Annotated in this window: 15 protein-coding genes; 8 read left to right on the forward strand and 7 right to left on the reverse strand. The window is 68.4% G+C overall.

Features of this window, described 5'->3' with window-relative positions; genetic code table 11:
- Positions 1-43: 43 nt before the first annotated feature.
- The 5 genes from GC106_RS39865 to GC106_RS39885 form a co-directional block, all read right to left on the reverse strand.
- Positions 44-1,276: an SAM-dependent methyltransferase gene (locus GC106_RS39865; protein ID WP_173141335.1), complete on the reverse strand. Its 1,233-nt coding sequence runs from the start codon at positions 1,274-1,276 to the stop codon at positions 44-46.
- The gene (locus GC106_RS39870) at positions 1,277-2,605 is read right to left on the reverse strand and encodes an FAD-binding oxidoreductase (RefSeq protein WP_173141337.1); all 1,329 of its coding nucleotides are present in this window, start codon (positions 2,603-2,605) and stop codon (positions 1,277-1,279) included.
- A gap of 52 nt (positions 2,606-2,657) precedes the next feature.
- Positions 2,658-3,482 carry a hypothetical protein gene (locus tag GC106_RS39875; protein WP_173141341.1) on the reverse strand — a complete coding sequence of 275 codons (825 nt, stop codon included), beginning with the start codon at positions 3,480-3,482 and terminating at the stop codon, positions 2,658-2,660.
- Positions 3,483-3,492: 10 nt separating this feature from the next.
- Positions 3,493-4,401, reverse strand: a complete 909-nt coding sequence (locus tag GC106_RS39880) for an alpha/beta fold hydrolase (RefSeq protein WP_173141343.1) — start codon at positions 4,399-4,401, stop codon at positions 3,493-3,495.
- Between the two features lie 71 nt (positions 4,402-4,472).
- Complete coding sequence (locus GC106_RS39885; protein WP_312873251.1) at positions 4,473-5,102, reverse strand: TetR/AcrR family transcriptional regulator; 630 nt, start codon at positions 5,100-5,102, stop codon at positions 4,473-4,475.
- 64 nt (positions 5,103-5,166) lie between these two features.
- Between GC106_RS39885 and GC106_RS39890 the strand changes: the two genes are divergently transcribed.
- The 6 genes from GC106_RS39890 (at position 5,167) to GC106_RS39915 (ending at position 12,982) form a co-directional block, all read left to right on the forward strand.
- Positions 5,167-6,024: an SDR family oxidoreductase gene (locus GC106_RS39890; RefSeq protein WP_312873252.1), complete on the forward strand. Its 858-nt coding sequence runs from the start codon at positions 5,167-5,169 to the stop codon at positions 6,022-6,024.
- On the forward strand, positions 6,021-7,571 hold the full coding sequence (locus tag GC106_RS39895; RefSeq protein ID WP_173141347.1) for a succinic semialdehyde dehydrogenase: 1,551 nt from the start codon (positions 6,021-6,023) through the stop codon (positions 7,569-7,571). Before GC106_RS39890 ends, GC106_RS39895 begins: the two co-directional genes overlap by 4 nt.
- Before the next feature lie 16 nt (positions 7,572-7,587).
- Positions 7,588-8,625, forward strand: a complete 1,038-nt coding sequence (locus GC106_RS39900) for an alpha/beta fold hydrolase (protein ID WP_173141349.1) — start codon at positions 7,588-7,590, stop codon at positions 8,623-8,625.
- A 78-nt stretch (positions 8,626-8,703) separates the two neighbouring features.
- On the forward strand, positions 8,704-10,398 hold the full coding sequence (gene kstD / locus GC106_RS39905; protein ID WP_173141351.1) for a 3-oxosteroid 1-dehydrogenase: 1,695 nt from the start codon (positions 8,704-8,706) through the stop codon (positions 10,396-10,398).
- Between the two features lie 104 nt (positions 10,399-10,502).
- Positions 10,503-11,789 carry an acyl-CoA dehydrogenase family protein gene (locus tag GC106_RS39910; protein ID WP_173141436.1) on the forward strand — a complete coding sequence of 429 codons (1,287 nt, stop codon included), beginning with the start codon at positions 10,503-10,505 and terminating at the stop codon, positions 11,787-11,789.
- Positions 11,786-12,982 carry an acyl-CoA dehydrogenase family protein gene (locus tag GC106_RS39915; RefSeq protein ID WP_173141353.1) on the forward strand — a complete coding sequence of 399 codons (1,197 nt, stop codon included), beginning with the start codon at positions 11,786-11,788 and terminating at the stop codon, positions 12,980-12,982. Before GC106_RS39910 ends, GC106_RS39915 begins: the two co-directional genes overlap by 4 nt.
- An 82-nt stretch (positions 12,983-13,064) precedes the next feature.
- Here the strand turns inward: GC106_RS39915 and GC106_RS39920 are convergent, their stop codons facing one another.
- Positions 13,065-14,441, reverse strand: a complete 1,377-nt coding sequence (locus tag GC106_RS39920) for a WS/DGAT/MGAT family O-acyltransferase (protein ID WP_312873260.1) — start codon at positions 14,439-14,441, stop codon at positions 13,065-13,067.
- Between the two features lie 127 nt (positions 14,442-14,568).
- On the opposite strand from GC106_RS39920, the gene GC106_RS39925 reads away from it, so the two are divergent.
- A complete protein-coding gene (locus GC106_RS39925) occupies positions 14,569-15,390 on the forward strand; it encodes an oxygenase MpaB family protein (RefSeq protein ID WP_173141362.1) in 822 nt (273 codons plus the stop codon).
- Positions 15,390-15,998, forward strand: a complete 609-nt coding sequence (locus GC106_RS39930; protein WP_173141364.1) for a TetR/AcrR family transcriptional regulator — start codon at positions 15,390-15,392, stop codon at positions 15,996-15,998. Before GC106_RS39925 ends, GC106_RS39930 begins: the two co-directional genes overlap by 1 nt.
- Here the strand turns inward: GC106_RS39930 and GC106_RS39935 are convergent.
- Positions 15,988-17,070, reverse strand: coding sequence for an alcohol dehydrogenase catalytic domain-containing protein (locus GC106_RS39935; protein ID WP_173141366.1), 1,083 nt, complete (start codon positions 17,068-17,070; stop codon positions 15,988-15,990). The two genes, GC106_RS39930 and GC106_RS39935, sit on opposite strands and share 11 nt — an antisense overlap.
- Between the last annotated feature and the right edge of the window lie 15 nt (positions 17,071-17,085).

The following is a 17,085-nucleotide window of genomic DNA, read 5'->3' on the forward strand; positions in this document are numbered from 1 at the left end:
TTCTAACCCTGACAAACACTCACGAGGGGGACGTGGGGGTTTGTCACCAGTCGGGGCGGAGGGGCATTCCGCTGTAGCCGCGGCTGTCGGTTTTCACGCCCAGGATCTGGTGCAGCTGGATCCAGTTGCGGTCGAAGCCGAGGCGCGAGCCTGCCATGTACAGGCGCCAGACCCGTGCGGTGTGCGGGCCGACTTCCTGGACGGCTTCGGCCCAGTGCCGCTCCAGGTTGGCGCACCAGGCCGCCAGTGTCCGCGCGTAGTGCTCGCGGAGGTTTTCCTCGTGCCGCACTTCGAAGCCGGTGTCGTGCATCTGGGACAGAATCCGGCCTGGGCCGAGCAGTTCGCCGTCGGGGAACACGTACCGGTTGATGAAGCTGCGGGTCTGCGCGTCCCGCAGGTTGTCCGGTCTGGTGATGCAGTGGTTCAGGATACGGCCGCCGGTCCTCAGCTTGCTGTAGAGCAGGTCGAAGTAGGACGCCAGGTTCGCGTCGCCGATGTGCTCGGTCAGGCCGATCGAGCTGATCGCGTCGAAGTCGGTCTCCCGCACGGCGCGGTAGTCCAGGTGACGGACCTCCGCCAGGTCGCCGAGGCCTTCCTGCGCGATGCGCTTCTGGGCGTATTCCGCCTGGTTCGCCGACAGGGTCACGCCAAGAGCTTGTACGCCGTAGTGCTTCGCCGCGTGGATCACCATGCCGCCCCAGCCGCAGCCGACGTCGAGCAGGCGCATTCCCGGCCGTAGCGCCAGTTTGCGGGCGACCAGGTCGTGTTTGGCGTACTGCGCCTCTTCGAGGGTGAAGTTCTCGTTCTCGTAGACGGCACACGTGTACGCCATCGAAGGACCGAGGACCCATTCGTAGAACTTGTTGGACACGTCGTAGTGGTGCGAGATCGCCTCGGCGTCCCGCATGCGGGAGTGCCGCTCCCCGGCCAGGCGCCGTTCCTGCTTCGGCGGCCTGGTCGGCCACAGCAGCCTCGCCCCGGCCAGTTTCGCCGCCAGTTTCACCCGCAGCGACGCCGGGACCTCCCGCAGCCTGACCTCCGGCAGGGCGGCCAGCGCCGTGTACATGTCGCCGACGATCTCCAGCGCGCCCGTCACGTACGCCCGGACCAGCCCGAGGCTGTTGGGTGCGCTGGCGATGTGCGACAGGGCGAGCGGTGACCGCACGTCCACGCGCACTTCGGCGTCCGGCGCGCCGGCCCGGCTGCCGTCGTAGGCGACGAACTCGACCGGCACCTCAGGGCCGGTCACCTCATAGATGGCTTCCGCGATTCGCATCTAACTACCCCGCACGCACTTGTCGTAGAGGTCGGGCAACCGACCGTCCGGATCGAACTGGAGTTTCAGGTCGCGATACCGCTCCCCGTCGTACAACCGCCAGAAGTCCTCGCGCGAGTAGAAGGACTCCGAGTACAACGACTTGTGCCCGCCGAGGTCGGTCACGACCTGCTCGATCAGGCGGTTGTGGTGCCCTGGTCGCTGGCCGGGCCGCAGGGGCACGGTCGCCCAGAACCCGACGTTGACGTACAGCGTGTCCGGGTCCATCGGGTACAGCGGCCACGTCTGAGCGTCGCGCAGCTTGATCGGGCACAGCCAGACCGGGCTGATGCCGATGTCCCGGTGGAAGAACTCAAGGAACTCGCCGACCCTGCCCAGCGGGATCTCCACGTCCTGGATCACCGGTTCCCGGTCGGGCGCGCCCTTGATCCGCCGGGCGCGGCTGGTCACGCCGTACCTGCGGTCGAGCGCGACCAGCTTGCGGTAGACGTCCGAGCGCAGGTACTTCTTCGGCCACAGCCGTCGGACCCACGGGATCTGGGCGCCGAACGCGCGGGAGCACCAGAACCAGTCGGTGTCCCAGCGCCAGAGGTAGTCCCGGATGGTCAGCAGGTCTGCCGTCCGCTCCCGGATGGACTTGTAGAAGATGTCCTGGCCGGTGTAGTCGCTCGGTCGAAATGTCGGTTTGTCGACAAATCGGCCGATGGTCAGGTACTGCTCGCCGGGACCGAACACCGTGCCGTCCAGGAAGTCGGCGTCGGTGTGTTCGGCGATCACGGCCGGGTCGTCGAACCGGACGTGCCGCAGTTCGACGTACGGTGACACCGGTTCGAGCTCGATCTTCAGCCGCAGCGCGTACCCGAAGGTGCCGTAGGAGTTGGGGAAGCCCCGGAACAGTTCGTCGCCGCGTGCCAGGCGCACGATCCGGCCGTCGCCGGTGAGGATCTCCATTTCCAGCACGGATTCGTGCGGCAGGCCGTTGCGGAACGATGTCGACTCGATGCCCAGGCCCGCCACCGCGCCACCGAGCGTGATCGTCTTGAGCTGCGGGACGACCAACGGCATCAGGCCGTACGGCAGCGTGGCGTCGACGAGGTCTTCGTACGTCGTCATCCCGCCGACGTCGGCGGTTCGCGCCTCGGCGTCGACGCTGAGCACTCCCGCGAAGCGGCTGACGTCCAGCGTCCGCGTGGCCGGGTCACGGAACCGGAACAGGTTCGACGTGGACTTGGCCAGCCGGACCGGAGTCCCGTGCGGCAACGCCGCGTACTGGTCACGTAATGTCGCCGCAGCCCGCTCGTGGCCCATCAGGGCCTGTTGGTTGCCCATGTCAACCGATGCTAGGCCTGACCGCGAGACCCAGCATTGTGATTTTCGGACACTATCGGGCCGCGTTGTACTCCTCGAACAACTCCGGCAGGTACGCCAGGAGCAGGTCGACCGTGCTGAACAATCCGGCAATCGGGTCAAGCCGGGCGGTCGCGTAGGCGACTTCGCAGCCTTTCCGCGCGGGGACGGATTCGCGCACGTCGGTGAACCAGTCCAGGAACGGCACACGCTGGCGGGCCAGGTCAGGGTGGATCAGTCCGCCGTAGACGGCGAGCAGGTCGAGCACGGCCGGCCGGTTGCGCAGCGTCCACCGGTAGAACTCGGAGTACAGGAAGAACCGGCGTTCGGCCGCGACCGGCTTGATCCCGTGCACTTTCTCGGCTATCGCGACACCGTGATCGGTCGCTGCCTGTTCGGCCTCGCTCCACGCTTTGTCGTGCACATTGCGTGCGGTCAGTTCCCCGGCACGCAGCCGGGTCAGATAAATCGCCCATCCGCGCGAACCGGGATTGCCGAACTCGTCCTCTGACCGGCCGAGTGCGATCGCGATCCCCCGTTCGATGCCTTCGACGATCCCGGCGTCCACGTAGGACACCCACGTGCCGGGTGCGCCCATCCCGTGGTCGCGGAAGAACATGATCACGCCCTCGATGTTGCGCCACCGGTCGGTCGCGCCGAGCTCGGCGGCGGGCCCGCGCTGCATCAGCCGGACCAGCTCCAGCCGGTCGGGCATGCTCATCAAGTTGATCTCCTCGGCCGTGCAGTCCAACGCGGCCGCGCAGTCCTGCGGCGTACGCGCGGCCGCGGCAGCGGCGGGCGCGGGCATGAGAAGTCCGGCGAACAGGGACACGACAACGATCCACGCTGATCGCTTCATGTCTGTGAATCTAGAACCTTTCGAGGTGACTCAGCAACAGCGCGGATGTCGTCTCCGCTGCCTCCTCCGGCACGTTGTGGCCTATCCCGTCCAGCACTTCCAGCCGGTAAGGCCCAGTCACCCAATCGTGTGTCCGCTGTACGCCGTAGGGCGCCACGAACGGGTCTTCGGTGCTCGCGATGAACAACGTCGGCAGCGCGACACGCTGCTCGTAGCCAGTGAAGTCGTTGGCCCGGTACCAGTTCAACGCGGCCGTCAACGCGCCCGGCTCGGACAGCCGCTCGTAGTAGATGTCGCACTTGTGTTGCGGCACGCCACGCAGGGTGAGCTTGCCGCTGTTCAGGATCTCGGTCTCCGGGATCGGCGTGGGCCTGCGGAAGCCGTCCACGTACTTCGACGCCTCCCGTTGGGCGGGATCGACCCGCAGCGCCTCGGCGAACGCGCCGAGATGCGGCACGGAGACCGCGGTCAACGTCCGGACCCGATGCGCGTACCGGGCCGCCGCGATCCACGCGACCGCCGCGCCCCAGTCATGCCCGACGAGGTCGAACTTGCGCCACCCCAACGCGTCCGCGATCGCCACCACGTCGTTGACGCCGTAGTCCAGCCAGTAGTCCTCGACTTCCGGCGGCCGCACGCCCGGCGAGTACCCTCGCATGTCCGGCGCCACAGCCCGGTACCCGGCGGCCGCCAAGGCCCGCAGCTGCTCATCCCACTCCCGGCCGAGCTCGGGGAATCCGTGCAGCAGAAGGACTTTCCTGCCGTTGCGCGGCCCGGCCGCGACCGCTTCGAAGGTGCCGACGCACGTCGTGACCCGCAATGGAGTGATCCGCTGGGCCGCCTCCGCGGTGCCCGCGGTGCCCAGCGAGGCGACTCCCGCCGCTGTCAGCGTGAGGAAATTCCGACGAGTCCTTGACATCCGCCAAGCCTGGCGGTGAGCGGGGTTCGCCAACCATCAGGCGCACCCCCGAAGCACGGGTGGGGCCAGCCCTAGCGGACGGTGAGTTCCGCGGGGGCCAGCTGACGCAGGCAAGCCCTGGCGCGTTGCCAACGGGCGTCGAGGTGTGAGTCGTCGGGGTACGCCCAACTGCCGACCAGCAGCCCACGCACAGTGTCCATCGCGGTGTACGCGTAATGGCGGAAGGCCGAAGTGTCCGCCTGGGGACCGAACAGGCGCCTGCCGAACTCGACGATCACCTCGCTGATCTCCGGTTCGACCTCGGCGACCAGGGCGCGCAGGGCCGGGTCGGTCCGGGCGGCCAGCAGCAGTTCCGTGCTCGCGGCGAAGATCGGGCCCTGGTGGATCTCCCAGAGCAGGTCGAGGGTGTCGCCGATCGGGTCGGTGGACGCGGCCAGTTCGTCCATTCGTGCGAAGGCGAGCCGGGCCCGGCGGGCGGCGACGTCGCGGACGGCCGCGGTGACCAGGTCGGCCTTGGTGGGGAAGTGGTGCACCTGGGCGCCGCGGGTGACGCCCGCGCGTTCGGCCACGCGGGTGGTCGTCGTGCCGGAGTAGCCGTGTTCGACGAGGCAGTCGATGGTCGCGTCGAGCAGTCGAGCGCGCATGGCCGCGCTGCGTTCTTCCTGCGTGCGGCCGGTTTTTGAGGTCCTTGTCGCCGGCATGGGGGCAACAATACCTGCAAGTGTGTATGTTAGTTTGCACTACTCGGCGAGCCGGAGGTGCGGCGTGGCACGTTCGCTGCGGGACAAGGTCGTTGTGGTCACCGGAGGTGCGCGCGGGATCGGCGCGGCCATGGCGCGGGCGCTGGTCAGAGAGGGTGCCAAGGTCGTCATCGGCGACCTGGACCTGGCGATGGCCGAGGCGACCGCGGACCGGCTCGGCGCGACGGCGCTGCACGTGGACGTCACCGACGCGGCGGGCTTCACCAAGTTCCTCGACGAGGCGGAAAGCCGTCAGGGACCGATCGACGTACTGATCAACAACGCCGGGATCATGCCGCTGGGCCGGTTCGAGGACGAGGACGACGTCTCGACCATGCACCAGCTGGAGATCAACCTGCATGGCGTCATCCACGGCACCCGCGAGGCGATCAAACGCATGCGCCCGCGCGCGACCGGGCACATCGTGAACGTCGCGTCCGCCGCAGGCAAGGGCGGCTTTCCCGGCGCCGCGACGTATTGCGCGACCAAGCACGGTGTCGTCGGCCTGACCGAGGCGGTACGGATGGAACTGCGCGGTTCGGGCATCGAGTTCACGCTGGTGATGCCCGCGATCGTGGCCACCGAGCTGACGGCGGGCGTCAAACCCGCCGCGTTCGTCAAGACCGCGACGCCGGAACAGGTCGCGCAGGCGACCGTGAACGCCCTGAAGAACCCCAGGTTCGAGGTGTACGTGCCCAAGTCGGTCGGCACGATCAACCGGGTCGCCCACCTGTTGCCGCGCGCGGCGGGCGAGTGGATCGTGCGGCAGCTCAAAGGTGATCGGGTGCTGGCGGACGCCGACCCGGCTGACCGCGCGGCGTACGAATCACGTGCCGCGGCCAGCGCGCCCGCGGCCGACGAGGCGCATGGGATGCGGAAATGATCCCCGAAATGATCACCGACGCGTTGGTCGCCAGGCTCTGCGAGCGGGTCTCAGCGTCCACAGGGGACAGTTTCGGCACGGTGAACGTGTTCACCGGCGGCACTCTGGCCAAAGTGCCGCGTTCGTCCCCGCGGGACGTCGCCGAAGCGGTCGAAGCCGCCCGCGAGGCACAGCGGCTCTGGGCGAACGTCGCCGTCGAGGACCGGATTCCGATCTTCGAACGGTTCCACGGGCTGCTGCTCGGCCACACCGAGGAACTGCTGGACATCCTGCAGGCGGAGACCGGGAAGTCCCGCAAGGACGCGTTCCTGGAAGTGTCCGCGCCGCTGGTGACGGTCGGCTACTACGCCCGCAAAGCACCGAAACTCCTTGCCCCGCAACGCAGGCAGGGCATGATGCCCGGTCTGGTCAAGACCACGGAACTGCGCGTGCCCAAGGGCGTCGTCGGGATCATCACGCCGTGGAACTACCCGTTCGCGTTGGCGTTCACCGACCTCATCCCCGCGCTGATCGCCGGGAACGCGGTAGTTCTCAAGCCGGACACGCAGACCGCGCTGTGCACGTTGTTCGGCGTCGACCTGCTCTACCAGGCCGGGCTGCCGCAAGGGTTGCTGCGGGTGGTGATCGGCGACGGCCCGGTGGTCGGTACGGCCATTGTGGACACCGCGGACTACGTCGGCTTCACCGGCTCGACGCGCACCGGCCGGGAGATCGCGGCCCGTGCCGGGCAACGCCTCATCGGGTGTTCGCTGGAACTGGGCGGCAAGAACCCGTTGCTGGTGCTGGCGGACGCGAACGTGCCGCAGGCCGTGGCCGGCGCCGTGCAGACGTGCTTCTCCAACTCGGGCCAGCTGTGCATGTCGCCCGAGCGCTTGTTCGTGCACACCGCCGTGTACGACGACTTCGTCCAGCGCTTCCTCGCTGAGGTCACCGGAATGAACCTGGCGGCGGCGTACGACTACAGCGCGGACATGGGTTCCCTGACGTCGCAACGTCAACTGGAGGCCGTGACCCGGCACGTCGAGGACGCCAGGGCCAAGGGCGCGACCGTGCTGACGGGCGGCAAGGCGCGACCGGAACTCGGCCCGTTCTTCTACGAACCGACTGTCCTCACCGACGTCACGCCCGAAATGCTGTGCTACGACAACGAAACCTTCGGCCCGGTGGTGTCGATCCACCGGGTCGCGGACGACACCGAGGCGATCAACCGGGCGAACGCCACCTCGTACGGCCTCAACGCGAGTGTCTTCAGCAAGTCCACGTCCCATGCCGAACTGGTCGCCGCGCAGCTCAAGGCGGGCACGGTCAACATCAACGACGGGCACGTCGTCGGGTTCGGCAGCGCGGACGCGCCGATGGGCGGCATGAAGGACTCCGGACTCGGGCGGCGCAACGGCACCGAGGGCCTGCTGAAGTACACCGAGGCGCAGAACGTCTCGCGGCAACTCGTCCCGCTGACCACTCCGCCGCGCTGGCTCCCGTTCGGGTGGTATGTCAAGGGGATGCGGTCCCTGCTGCGTCTCGTTCGCCGCACCGGCATCCGCTAGCTGCGATAATGGCCGCATGATCGATGTTTCGGCGGCCGCGTCCAACGTCCTGGACAAGGTGCTGCGCGGTGGCGTCGCCGACCTGCGGCCGACGCCACGTTCCCTGGTGGACCGCGGGCCCAACCGGTGGGTCTACCGGATGGCCGGTGACGGCGCCGGGGACCCGGTCCTGCTCGTGCCGCCGTTGGCCGCGCCCGCGCTGTGCTTCGATCTGCGGCGTGGCTGCAGCCTGGCCGAGCACCTCGTCCAGCAGGGCCTGCCGACGTACCTTGTGGACTATGGCACGGTCAGGTTCTCCGACCGTGGCTTGGGAATCGAGCACTGGATCGACGAGGTGCTGCCCAGGACCATCCGCACGGTCAGCCAGGACGCGGGCGGGCGTCCGGTGCACATCGTCGCCTGGTGCCTGGGCGGGATTCTGTCCCTGCTCACCACGGCCGACCGGGCCGACCTGCCGATCGCGTCGATCACCACGGTCGCCAGCCCGATCGACTTCACCGCGATCCCGCTGGTGGCCCCGGCGCGGCCGTTGATCGAGCTGACCGGCGGCTGGCTGCTGACCGCGCCCTATCGCCTGCTCGGCGGCGCGCCGCGGCAGATCGTCAGGTGGGCGTTCCAACTGACCTCAGTGGACAAGTACGTGACCAGGCCGCTGGCCATGCTGACCCACCTGGACGACAAGGAGTTCCTCGCCCAGATCGAGGCGGTCGACCGGTTCACCGAGAACATGATCGCCTACCCCGGCCGGACCTTCGGTCAGCTGTACCACCGGTTCTTCCGCGGCAACGATCTGCACGACGGCATCGTGGACGTCGACGGCCGGTTGATCTCGCTGTCCCGGATCGAGGTCCCGGTCCTGGTGATCGCCGGGGCGACCGACGGGATCGCGCCGGAGCCCGCCGTCCGCCGGGTGACGCGGTTGCTCGGCAGTTCGCCGGAAGTCCGGTTCGAGGTGTGCCCCGGCGGTCACCTCGGCGTGCTGACCGGCCGGGGCGCTCGGGACACCACGTGGCAGGTGATCGATTCCTTCCTCGCCGCGCATCGTGATCAATGAAACGTGTTTCAACGACGGAGTCGCCTGCGCCATTTGCTGGATTGAATCCGTGTTGAAACAAGTTCTACATTCTGGCTCATGGCTGGAGTGACACGACGAAGTGTTCTTGCCGGGGCCGGACTCGCTGTCCTGGCCGCACCTGGACAGGCTTCGGCTGAGGTGGTCGGCGATTACGACGTGGTGGTCGCCGGGTCCGGCGCGGCGGGTATGACTGCCGCGCTCACGGCCGCGAAACGCGGCCTGCGGACCGTGGTGATCGAAAAGGCGCCCACGTTCGGCGGCTCCGCGGCGCGCTCCGGCGCGGGAATCTGGATTCCCAACAACAGCGTCATCCTGGCCGCCGGTGTGCCCGACACACCCCAGAAGGCCGCCGCGTACCTGTCGGCGGTGGTCGGTGCGACGGTCCCGCCGGCGCGGCAACAGGCCTTCCTGCACCACGGCCCGGCCATGCTGGAGTTCGTGATGGCCAACAGTCCACTGCGGTTCCGGTGGATGGAGGGCTACAGCGACTACTACCCCGAACTGCCCGGCGGGATGACCAACGGCCGCTCGATCGAGCCGGACATGCTGGACGGCAACGTCCTCGGCGCCGAACTGGCCAGGCTCACTCCGCCGTACATCGCGACACCGGCGGGAATGGTGGTGTTCAGCGCCGACTACAAGTGGCTGGCGCTGGCCGCCGTGAACGCCAGGGGTCTCGCGGTCGCCGCCGCGTGCCTGGCCAGGGGGACCGCCGCCGCGGCCGCCGGGAAGAAGCCGCTGACCATGGGACAGGCGCTTGCCGGAGGTCTGCGGGCGGGCCTGCTGGCTGCGAACGTACCCGTCCTGCTGACCACGCCGTTGCTCGATCTGTACGTGGAAAACGATGTGGTGAAGGGAGTGCGGACGCCGCAGGGGATTCTTCGGGCGCGGGCCGTGATCATCGGGTCCGGCGGGTTCGAACACAACGCGGCGATGCGTGCGCAGTACCAACGGCAACCCACCGGATGGTCGGTCGGCGCCAAGGAGAACACGGGCGACGGGATCAAGGCGGGGCAACGGCTCGGCGCCGCGGTCGACCTGATGGACGACGCCTGGTGGGGACCGGCGATCCCGTTGCCGGACCAGCCGTACTTCTGCCTGGCCGAGCGGACCCTGCCGGGCGGGCTGATGATCAACGCGACCGGCCGGCGGTTCGTCAACGAGGCCGCGCCCTACGGCGACGTCGTGCATGTCATGTACGACAAGGCAAGCATCCCGGCGTGGCTGATCGTCGACCAGAACTACCGCAACCGCTACCTGTTCAAGGACGTCGCGCCGCTGCTGCCGTTCCCGCAGGCCTGGTACGACTCGGGCGCCGTGGTGAAGGCGTCGACGATCGAAGGGCTGGCGTCCGCGATCGGCGTACCACCGGCGACGCTGCGTGCCACGGTCACGCGGTTCAACGGGTTCGCCGTGACCGGGAGAGATCAGGACTACCGGCGCGGTGACAGCGCGTACGACCACTACTACACCGATCCGGCGGTGTTCCCGTCGTCCAGTCTGGCGGCGCTCTGGCTGCCGCCGTACTACGCGTTCAAGATCGTTCCAGGCGATCTGGGGACCAAGGGCGGCATGCGGACCGACGCCCGCGCCCGGGTGCTGCGCGCGGACGGTTCGGTCATCGCCGGGCTGTACGCGGCCGGAAACGCCAGCGCCGCGGTGATGGGCCACAGTTACGCCGGGGCGGGGTCGACCATTGGCCCGGCCATGACCTTCGGGTACATCGCGGCCAGGGACATCCCCGATGGCTGACGTCACGTGATCCGGTCTCGCGTCCGGGTCGAACCTACTCTAGAGTAGCTAAGACTCGGACGCGAGGAGTTGGTGACATGGTGGACCGGCACAAGCGGGATGCGATGGGGATCGCACTCGCCGTGCTCAACCGCATCGCGGGCGCCCGGCTCGTGCAGCGGCTCGGCCTGAACAAGCCCATCGAGCGCGGCGTTTTCCACGCGACCCGGACCGGCTTCCGCACGCTCGGCGCCGCCACAAGGTCGTTCAAGGCGGTCAGCAAGCTGGGTAAACCGGCCCGGCTGCCGGCCGCGCCGGAGCGGGGCCTGTTCGACCTCACGCCCGACGAAGACCAGCAGATGATCCGGGACACGGTCGCCGAGTTCGCCACCGAGCAGCTGCGACCGGCCGCCGCGGACGCCGACACGGCGTGCAAACCACCGGCCGAGCTGCTCAGCACAGCCGCCGAGCTGGGCATCACCATGATCGGCGTGCCGGAGGAACTGGGTGGCGCGGGCAGTGAACGGTCCACTGTGACCGGAGCGCTGATCGCTGAAGCCCTGGCGCACGGCGACATGGGCCTGGCGGTCGCCTGCTTGGCGCCTTCGGCCGTGAGCAATGCGTTGGTGCTGTGGGGTGACGCGGACCAGCAGTCGACGTACCTGCCCGCTTTTGTCGGGGAGAACGTCCCGGCCGCGGCGTTGGCCGTGCTTGAACCCCGTCCTTTGTTCGACCCGTTCTCCCTGGAGACCACGGCTCGCCGGACACCCGAGGGCTACCGGCTGGACGGCGTGAAATCGCTGGTCCCGCGTGCCGCGGAAGCCGAGTTATTCGTGGTCGCGGCCGCTCTGGACGGCTCGCCCGCGCTGTTCCTCGTCGAATCGTCGGACGTGGTGATCGAGGCCGAGCCGTCGATGGGCCTGCGGGCCGCCGCCATGGGACGGCTCGTGCTGGACAACGTCACCATCCCGCGTTCGGCCCTGCTCGGCGGTGGCTCGCGCGATGTCTACGCCGACTGCGTCAGGCTTTCCCGCCTTGGCTGGTGCGCTCTGGCCGTGGGAACCGCGCAGGCCGTACTGGATTACGTGATTCCTTACGTGAACGAGCGTGTCGCCTTCGGCGAACCGGTGAGCCACAGGCAAGGCGTGGCGTTCAAGGTCGCCGACATCGCCATCGAGCTCGACGGCATGCGGCTGGTGACCTACCGGGCCGCGTCCCGCGCCGAACAGGGCTTGTCCTTCGCCCGTGAAGTCGGGCTCGCCCGGAAACTGTGTGCCGACAAGGGAATGGCGATCGGCAGCGATGGCGTGCAGCTGCTCGGCGGGCACGGATTCGTCAAGGAGCATCCGGTGGAGCGGTGGTACCGCGACTTGCGAGCCGTGGGCCTGATGGAAGGGGCGGTGCTGCTGTGATCAACCTGGAGATCCCGAAGAAGTTCGGTGCGTTGGTCAACCAGGCGCACCAGGCCGCGGCCGAGATCTTCCGGCCGAACTCCCGCAGGTACGACCTGGCCGAGCACACGTATCCCAAGGAACTGGACGTCTTCGCGGCTCTGCTGGACGGCGTGAACGCGTCCGGCGAGGGCGGCGGTGGCGCTTCCGGCGTCCGCCGGACCGAGAAGGGGTCCGGGATTCGCAACGGCGCCAACATGTCCACTGTGCTCGGAACGATCGAGCTGTGCTGGGGCGACCTCGGCTTCCTGCTGTCCATGCCGCGCCAGGGTCTCGGCAACGCGGCGATCGCCTCGGTCGCCAACGAGGAGCAGCTGGCCCGGTTCGGCAAGCGGTGGGCGTCGATGGCGATCACCGAGCCGGACACCGGTTCGGACTCCGCGGCGATCAAGACCACCGCCGTCAAGGACGGCTCCGACTACGTCATCAACGGCGAGAAGATCTTCGTCACCGCGGGGGAACGCTCGGACGCGGTGGTCGTCTGGGCCACTCTGGACAGGTCGCTGGGCCGTGCCGCGATCAAGTCCTTCGTGGTGGAGAAGGGCACCCCGGGCATGGAAGTGGTGCGGCTGGAGAACAAACTCGGCATCCGCGCGTCGGACACCGCGGTGATCCGCTTCACCGACTGCCGCGTGCCCGCGGCGAACCTGCTCGGCGACCCGGACATCAACAAGGGTTTCGCCGGCGTGATGCAGACGTTCGACAACACCCGTCCGCTGGTCGCGGCGATGGCCGTCGGCCTCGCGTGGGCCGCTCTCGAAGAGACAGCGGAATTGCTGGCCGAGGCCGGTGTCGAGGTCGACTACGACAAGCCCGCCGACAGCCAGCCCGCCGCGGCCGCCGCCTACCTCGCGTTGGAAGCCGACTGGGAGGCAGCGAAGCTGCTCACGTTGCGGGCGGCGTGGATGGCCGACAACGCCAAGCCGAACTCGCTGGAAGCCTCGGAGGCCAAGGCGAAGGCGGGCCGCGTGGCCACCGAGATCACGCTCCGCTGCGTCCAGCTGTGCGGCAGCATCGGCTACTCCGAACACAACCTGCTGGAAAAGTGGGCCCGGGACGCCAAGATCCTCGACATCTTCGAAGGCACCCAACAGATCCAGCAGCTCATCGTGGCCCGCCGTCTCCTCGGCAAAACCTCCACCCAACTCAAATAAACCCTCGTGAGTGTTTATCAGGGTTAGAACACGGATAAACACTCACGAGGTGGGACCTGGGTGGTCGTGAAGATCTGAGTACCTACAAGGCGGCCTTCTCGAGTTCGGCCAGTGAGTCGTCGAGGTGGCCGAGCAGGCGTTGCAGGTGGGGCACGTTGCGGCGGCAGCCGGTCAGGCCGAACTGCAGGTTGTCGGCGTAGCTCGTGATGGTGATGTTGAGCGCCTGGCCGTCATAGGGGATCGACAGCGGGTACATGCCCTGCATCCGCGCGCCGTTCCAGTACAGCGGTTTGGGGACGCCGGGCACGTTCGAGATGATCAGGTTGAACGGCGGCGGCGTCAGTTTGACGAAGCCGGGCAGCGGGGCGAACGCGAGCGGCGCCATGGTCAGGCCGGACAGGGCCAGGATCTGCAGTGGGCTCAGTTCGGCCAGTGAGCGCTTGGCGATCTGGGCCGACTCCTGGATCTGGGTGAACCGCGCGACCGGGTCCTCCAGGTGCGTGCCGAGGTTGACCAGGATCGTGCCGACCGAGTTGCCGCTGGCCTCGCTCTTGTTCTGCTTGGCACGCAGGGAGACCGGGACCATCGCGATCAGCGGCCGGTCGGGCAGCGCGCCGAGTTCGAGCAGGTAACGGCGCAGCGCGCCGGAGCACATGGCCAGTACGACGTCGTTCAACGTCGCCCCGGTCGCGCGGCGGATCGCCTTGATGCGGTCGATCGACCAGTGCTGTGCGGCGAATCGGCGGGCGCCGGTGATCTGCACGTTGAAGATCGACCGGGGTGCCTGGAACGGCAGCACACTGGCCTGTTCCCGCAGTGCGGTGTTGGCGCTGCGGACCAACGCGGGCAGCACGCCCGCGATGTCCGCCGCCGAGGCCCGCAGGTTCTCCAGCAGTTCCCACGGTCCGCCGCCGGCGGCGACCTTGTCCGGCCGTCGCATCGGCGGGACGGCCCACACCGGCGGCATGTCGCGCGTGTCGGGGTCCGTGGACAGCGCGCGGCTGGCCAGGATCAGCGACGACACACCGTCCATCAGGGCGTGGTGCACCTTCGAGTACGTGGCGAACCTGTTGCCCTCCAAGCCTTCGATCAGCGAGAACTCCCACAGTGGACGGTGCCGGTCCAGCAACGACCCATGTAGCCGGGAGGTCAGCTCGAGTAGTTCACGTACTCGCCCCGGACGCGGTAACGCCGTCAGCCGGACGTGGTACTCCATGTCCAGCTGGTGGTCCGTGGCCCACGACCACTGCCCGAGGCTGCTGACCGGCTTGCGTGGCCTGCGCCGGAACAGCGGCTGCACGTTCTCCTCGTCGCCCACGAGCGAGTGGTAGATCCGGTTGAGGTAGTCGGGCCCGGCGTCGTCGGGCAGCGTGTACAGCTGCAACCCGCCGACGTGCATCGGATGCTCCCGCGACTCGGCCAGCAGGAACATCGAGTCGGTCACGGGCATGAGCGGTATCCGGGCCATCGGCGCCTCCTGTCCCCGGTGTGACCTGCCGAGATTACCGGCACGGACGGTAGCCAGGAAGATCGGATGGCTTGAGATTCTGAGACGGAGGACTTATCTTTGTCTCGGGAGGTGCGGCATGCTCGGACCGGATTCGGAGGCCTGGCGGCACGTCCTGGACTGGCGGCTGTTGCTCGGCTCGGGCCGGGCGCTGCTGCTTCAGGTCGCGCACCCCACGGTCGGCGCGGGCGTCGTCCAGTACTCGGATTTCCGGCGGCGCCCGTGGTTACGGCTGCGGCGCACGGTCGACTCCCTGATGACCATGACCTACGGACAGCACCGGACGGTCGCGGAAGCCAAGCGGCTCAGGGAACTCCACAAGGGGTTCACGGGCATCGACCACCACGGCAGGCGCTACCACGCGCTCGACCCGGACGCCTACTGGTGGGTGCACGCCACCTTGTTCGAGGGAACGGTGGACGCGCACGCCCAGTTCGCGACTCCGTTGACCTGGCCGCAACAGGAACGGCTGTACCGGGAATGGCGTGAGCTGGGTGCGGTTCTGGGCCTGAGGCCCAGCCGGATGCCCGACGACCTGGCCGGGTTCTTCGACTACTTCAACGGCATGGTGGCGGGCTGCCTTGAGGACAACGCCGCCGTCCGGCAGGTTCTCGCCGCATTGGGCGACCGCAGGCCGAAACGCCCGCCCGGCTGGCCGGACCCCGTCTGGCGGGTGCTCGGGCCGGTCTCCTCCGACGTCATCCTGACCGTCACCGTCGGAACGCTGCCGCCGGTGTTCCGGGACCGGCTCGGTCTACAGTGGACCAGGCAGGGCGACCGGAACCTGGCCGCGCTGAAGCTGGCCGTGAAGGCGGGGATGCCGCTGTTGCCCGACAAGGTCCGCTACCACCCGATGGCGCTCGCGGCCAAACGTGCCGCCGAACGCAGTAACATCGCCTGATGTTCCTCGCCGAAGTCCGGGCGGCCGCCGCCGAGCCCGAAGACGAGAGCACCTGCCGGATCCTCGACGCGGCACTGGACGCCTACCAGGAGTTCGGGCTGCGCCGCACGACCATGGACGACGTGGCCAGGAAGGCCGGGATCGGCCGCGCGACCCTCTACCGGCGGTTTCCGCAGAAGGACGACCTGGTCACGGCGGTCGGGCTGCGGGAGGTGCGGCGGTTCATCGCGGCGGCGGACATCGAGATCAGCAAGGCGGCGAACGCTGAGGACCGCATGGTCGAAGGCTTCGTCGCGGTGGTGCGTGGCCTGCGTGAGCACCGGCTGCTCAACAGGCTGCTGTCCAGCGAGCCCGAGGCGGTCCTGCCTGGGCTGACGTTGCACGGCGGACCGGTGATCGCGCTGGCCCGCGGGTATCTCAAGGAGAAGATCGAGGAGGACCAGCGCGCCGGGTTCATTCGCGACTTCGACGCCGAGCCGCTCGCCGAGATGCTGGCGCGGCTGATCCACTCGATGGTGCTCACGCCCGAAGGCCGCATTCCGACGCGGGACGAACGTCAGATGCGGGCCTTCGCGCGGACGTACCTCGTGCCGTGGCTCAGGGTGTGAAGACCACCAATGACCGCGCACCGGTCCCGGACTTCATCCGGTCGAAGGCGTCCGCCACGCCGTCGAGCCCGATCCGGTGCGACACCAGGGGTTCCAGGTCCAGCCTGCCGAGCCGGACCTGAGTGGCCAGCAGCGGGATGTCGCGGTCCGGGTCGCCGGACCCGTACACCGAGACACCGATGGACCTGGCGAAATGGTAGAGCTCCAACGCGTTGAAGGTGACCTGGTCGTCGCGCCTGCCCACGCCGACGATGGTCACCTTGCCGCCCCGGCGTGTCGTCTGCCAAGCGGTTCGGATGGTCTTCGAGTTGCCGACGCACTCCAGCACGTGATCGGCGCCGCGTCCGCCGGTCAGCCCGCGGATCTCCTTGGCCAGCTTGTCGTGCGCGAGCACGAAGTGGGTCGCGCCGGCGTCACGGGCGAGTTTTTCCTTGTCCGGCACGACATCCACCGCGACGATCGGTCCGGCACCCGCCAGTCGTGCCCCGATGATCGCCGAGAGGCCGACCCCGCCGAGCCCGATGACCACAACGGACTCACCCGACCGCACGGAAGCGGTGTTGCGCACCGCGCCGATGCCTGTCACGACGGCACACCCGAGAAGCGCGGCGATATCAAGCGGAACGCCGTCAGCGAGCGGCACAACGCCGCTCTCGTCGAGCACGACTTCCTCGGCGAAGGCGCCGACGCCGAGCGTCACGTGCAGCGGCTCGCCGTTGATCGTGCCCCGGCCGGGACTGACGACGCCTTCGACGGTCGTGCACAGCCACGGCTGCGAGTTGAGGCAGAACCAGCAGTGCCGGCACGCGGGCGCCCAGTTCACCACCACCCGGTCGCCCACGGCGACGCGCGTGACGTCCGGGCCCACTTCGGCGATCGTGCCCGCGGCCTCGTGGCCGAGGACGAGCGGGAACTGGGGCGAGAAGGTGCCGTTGGTCATCGACAGGTCGGAGTGGCACACCCCGGCGGCCGCGACCCGTACTCGGACGTCACGGGGGCCAAGGGCGGGCAGTTCGATTTCGCGGACCTCGATGGCCGCATCGGGTCCTGCAACTACAGCCGCGTTCACCATGCCGGGCATTCTCCA

It is taken from the genome of Kibdelosporangium persicum, assembly GCF_013280595.1.
Classification (GTDB): domain Bacteria; phylum Actinomycetota; class Actinomycetes; order Mycobacteriales; family Pseudonocardiaceae; genus Kibdelosporangium; species Kibdelosporangium persicum.

Excerpts from the sequence above, each read along its gene's own strand:
- GC106_RS39865 (WP_173141335.1), bottom strand. The coding sequence starts at position 1,276 with ATGCGAATCGCGGAAGCCATCTATGAGGTGACCGGCCCTGAGGTGCCG.
- GC106_RS39870 (WP_173141337.1), bottom strand. The coding sequence starts at position 2,605 with ATGGGCAACCAACAGGCCCTGATGGGCCACGAGCGGGCTGCGGCGACA.
- GC106_RS39875 (WP_173141341.1), bottom strand. The coding sequence starts at position 3,482 with ATGAAGCGATCAGCGTGGATCGTTGTCGTGTCCCTGTTCGCCGGACTT.
- GC106_RS39880 (WP_173141343.1), bottom strand. The coding sequence starts at position 4,401 with ATGTCAAGGACTCGTCGGAATTTCCTCACGCTGACAGCGGCGGGAGTC.
- GC106_RS39885 (WP_312873251.1), bottom strand. The coding sequence starts at position 5,102 with ATGCCGGCGACAAGGACCTCAAAAACCGGCCGCACGCAGGAAGAACGC.
- GC106_RS39895 (WP_173141347.1), top strand. The coding sequence starts at position 6,021 with ATGATCCCCGAAATGATCACCGACGCGTTGGTCGCCAGGCTCTGCGAG.
- GC106_RS39900 (WP_173141349.1), top strand. The coding sequence starts at position 7,588 with ATGATCGATGTTTCGGCGGCCGCGTCCAACGTCCTGGACAAGGTGCTG.
- kstD (WP_173141351.1), top strand. The coding sequence starts at position 8,704 with ATGGCTGGAGTGACACGACGAAGTGTTCTTGCCGGGGCCGGACTCGCT.
- GC106_RS39910 (WP_173141436.1), top strand. The coding sequence starts at position 10,503 with ATGGGGATCGCACTCGCCGTGCTCAACCGCATCGCGGGCGCCCGGCTC.
- GC106_RS39925 (WP_173141362.1), top strand. The coding sequence starts at position 14,569 with ATGCTCGGACCGGATTCGGAGGCCTGGCGGCACGTCCTGGACTGGCGG.
- GC106_RS39930 (WP_173141364.1), top strand. The coding sequence starts at position 15,390 with ATGTTCCTCGCCGAAGTCCGGGCGGCCGCCGCCGAGCCCGAAGACGAG.
- GC106_RS39935 (WP_173141366.1), bottom strand. The coding sequence starts at position 17,070 with ATGGTGAACGCGGCTGTAGTTGCAGGACCCGATGCGGCCATCGAGGTC.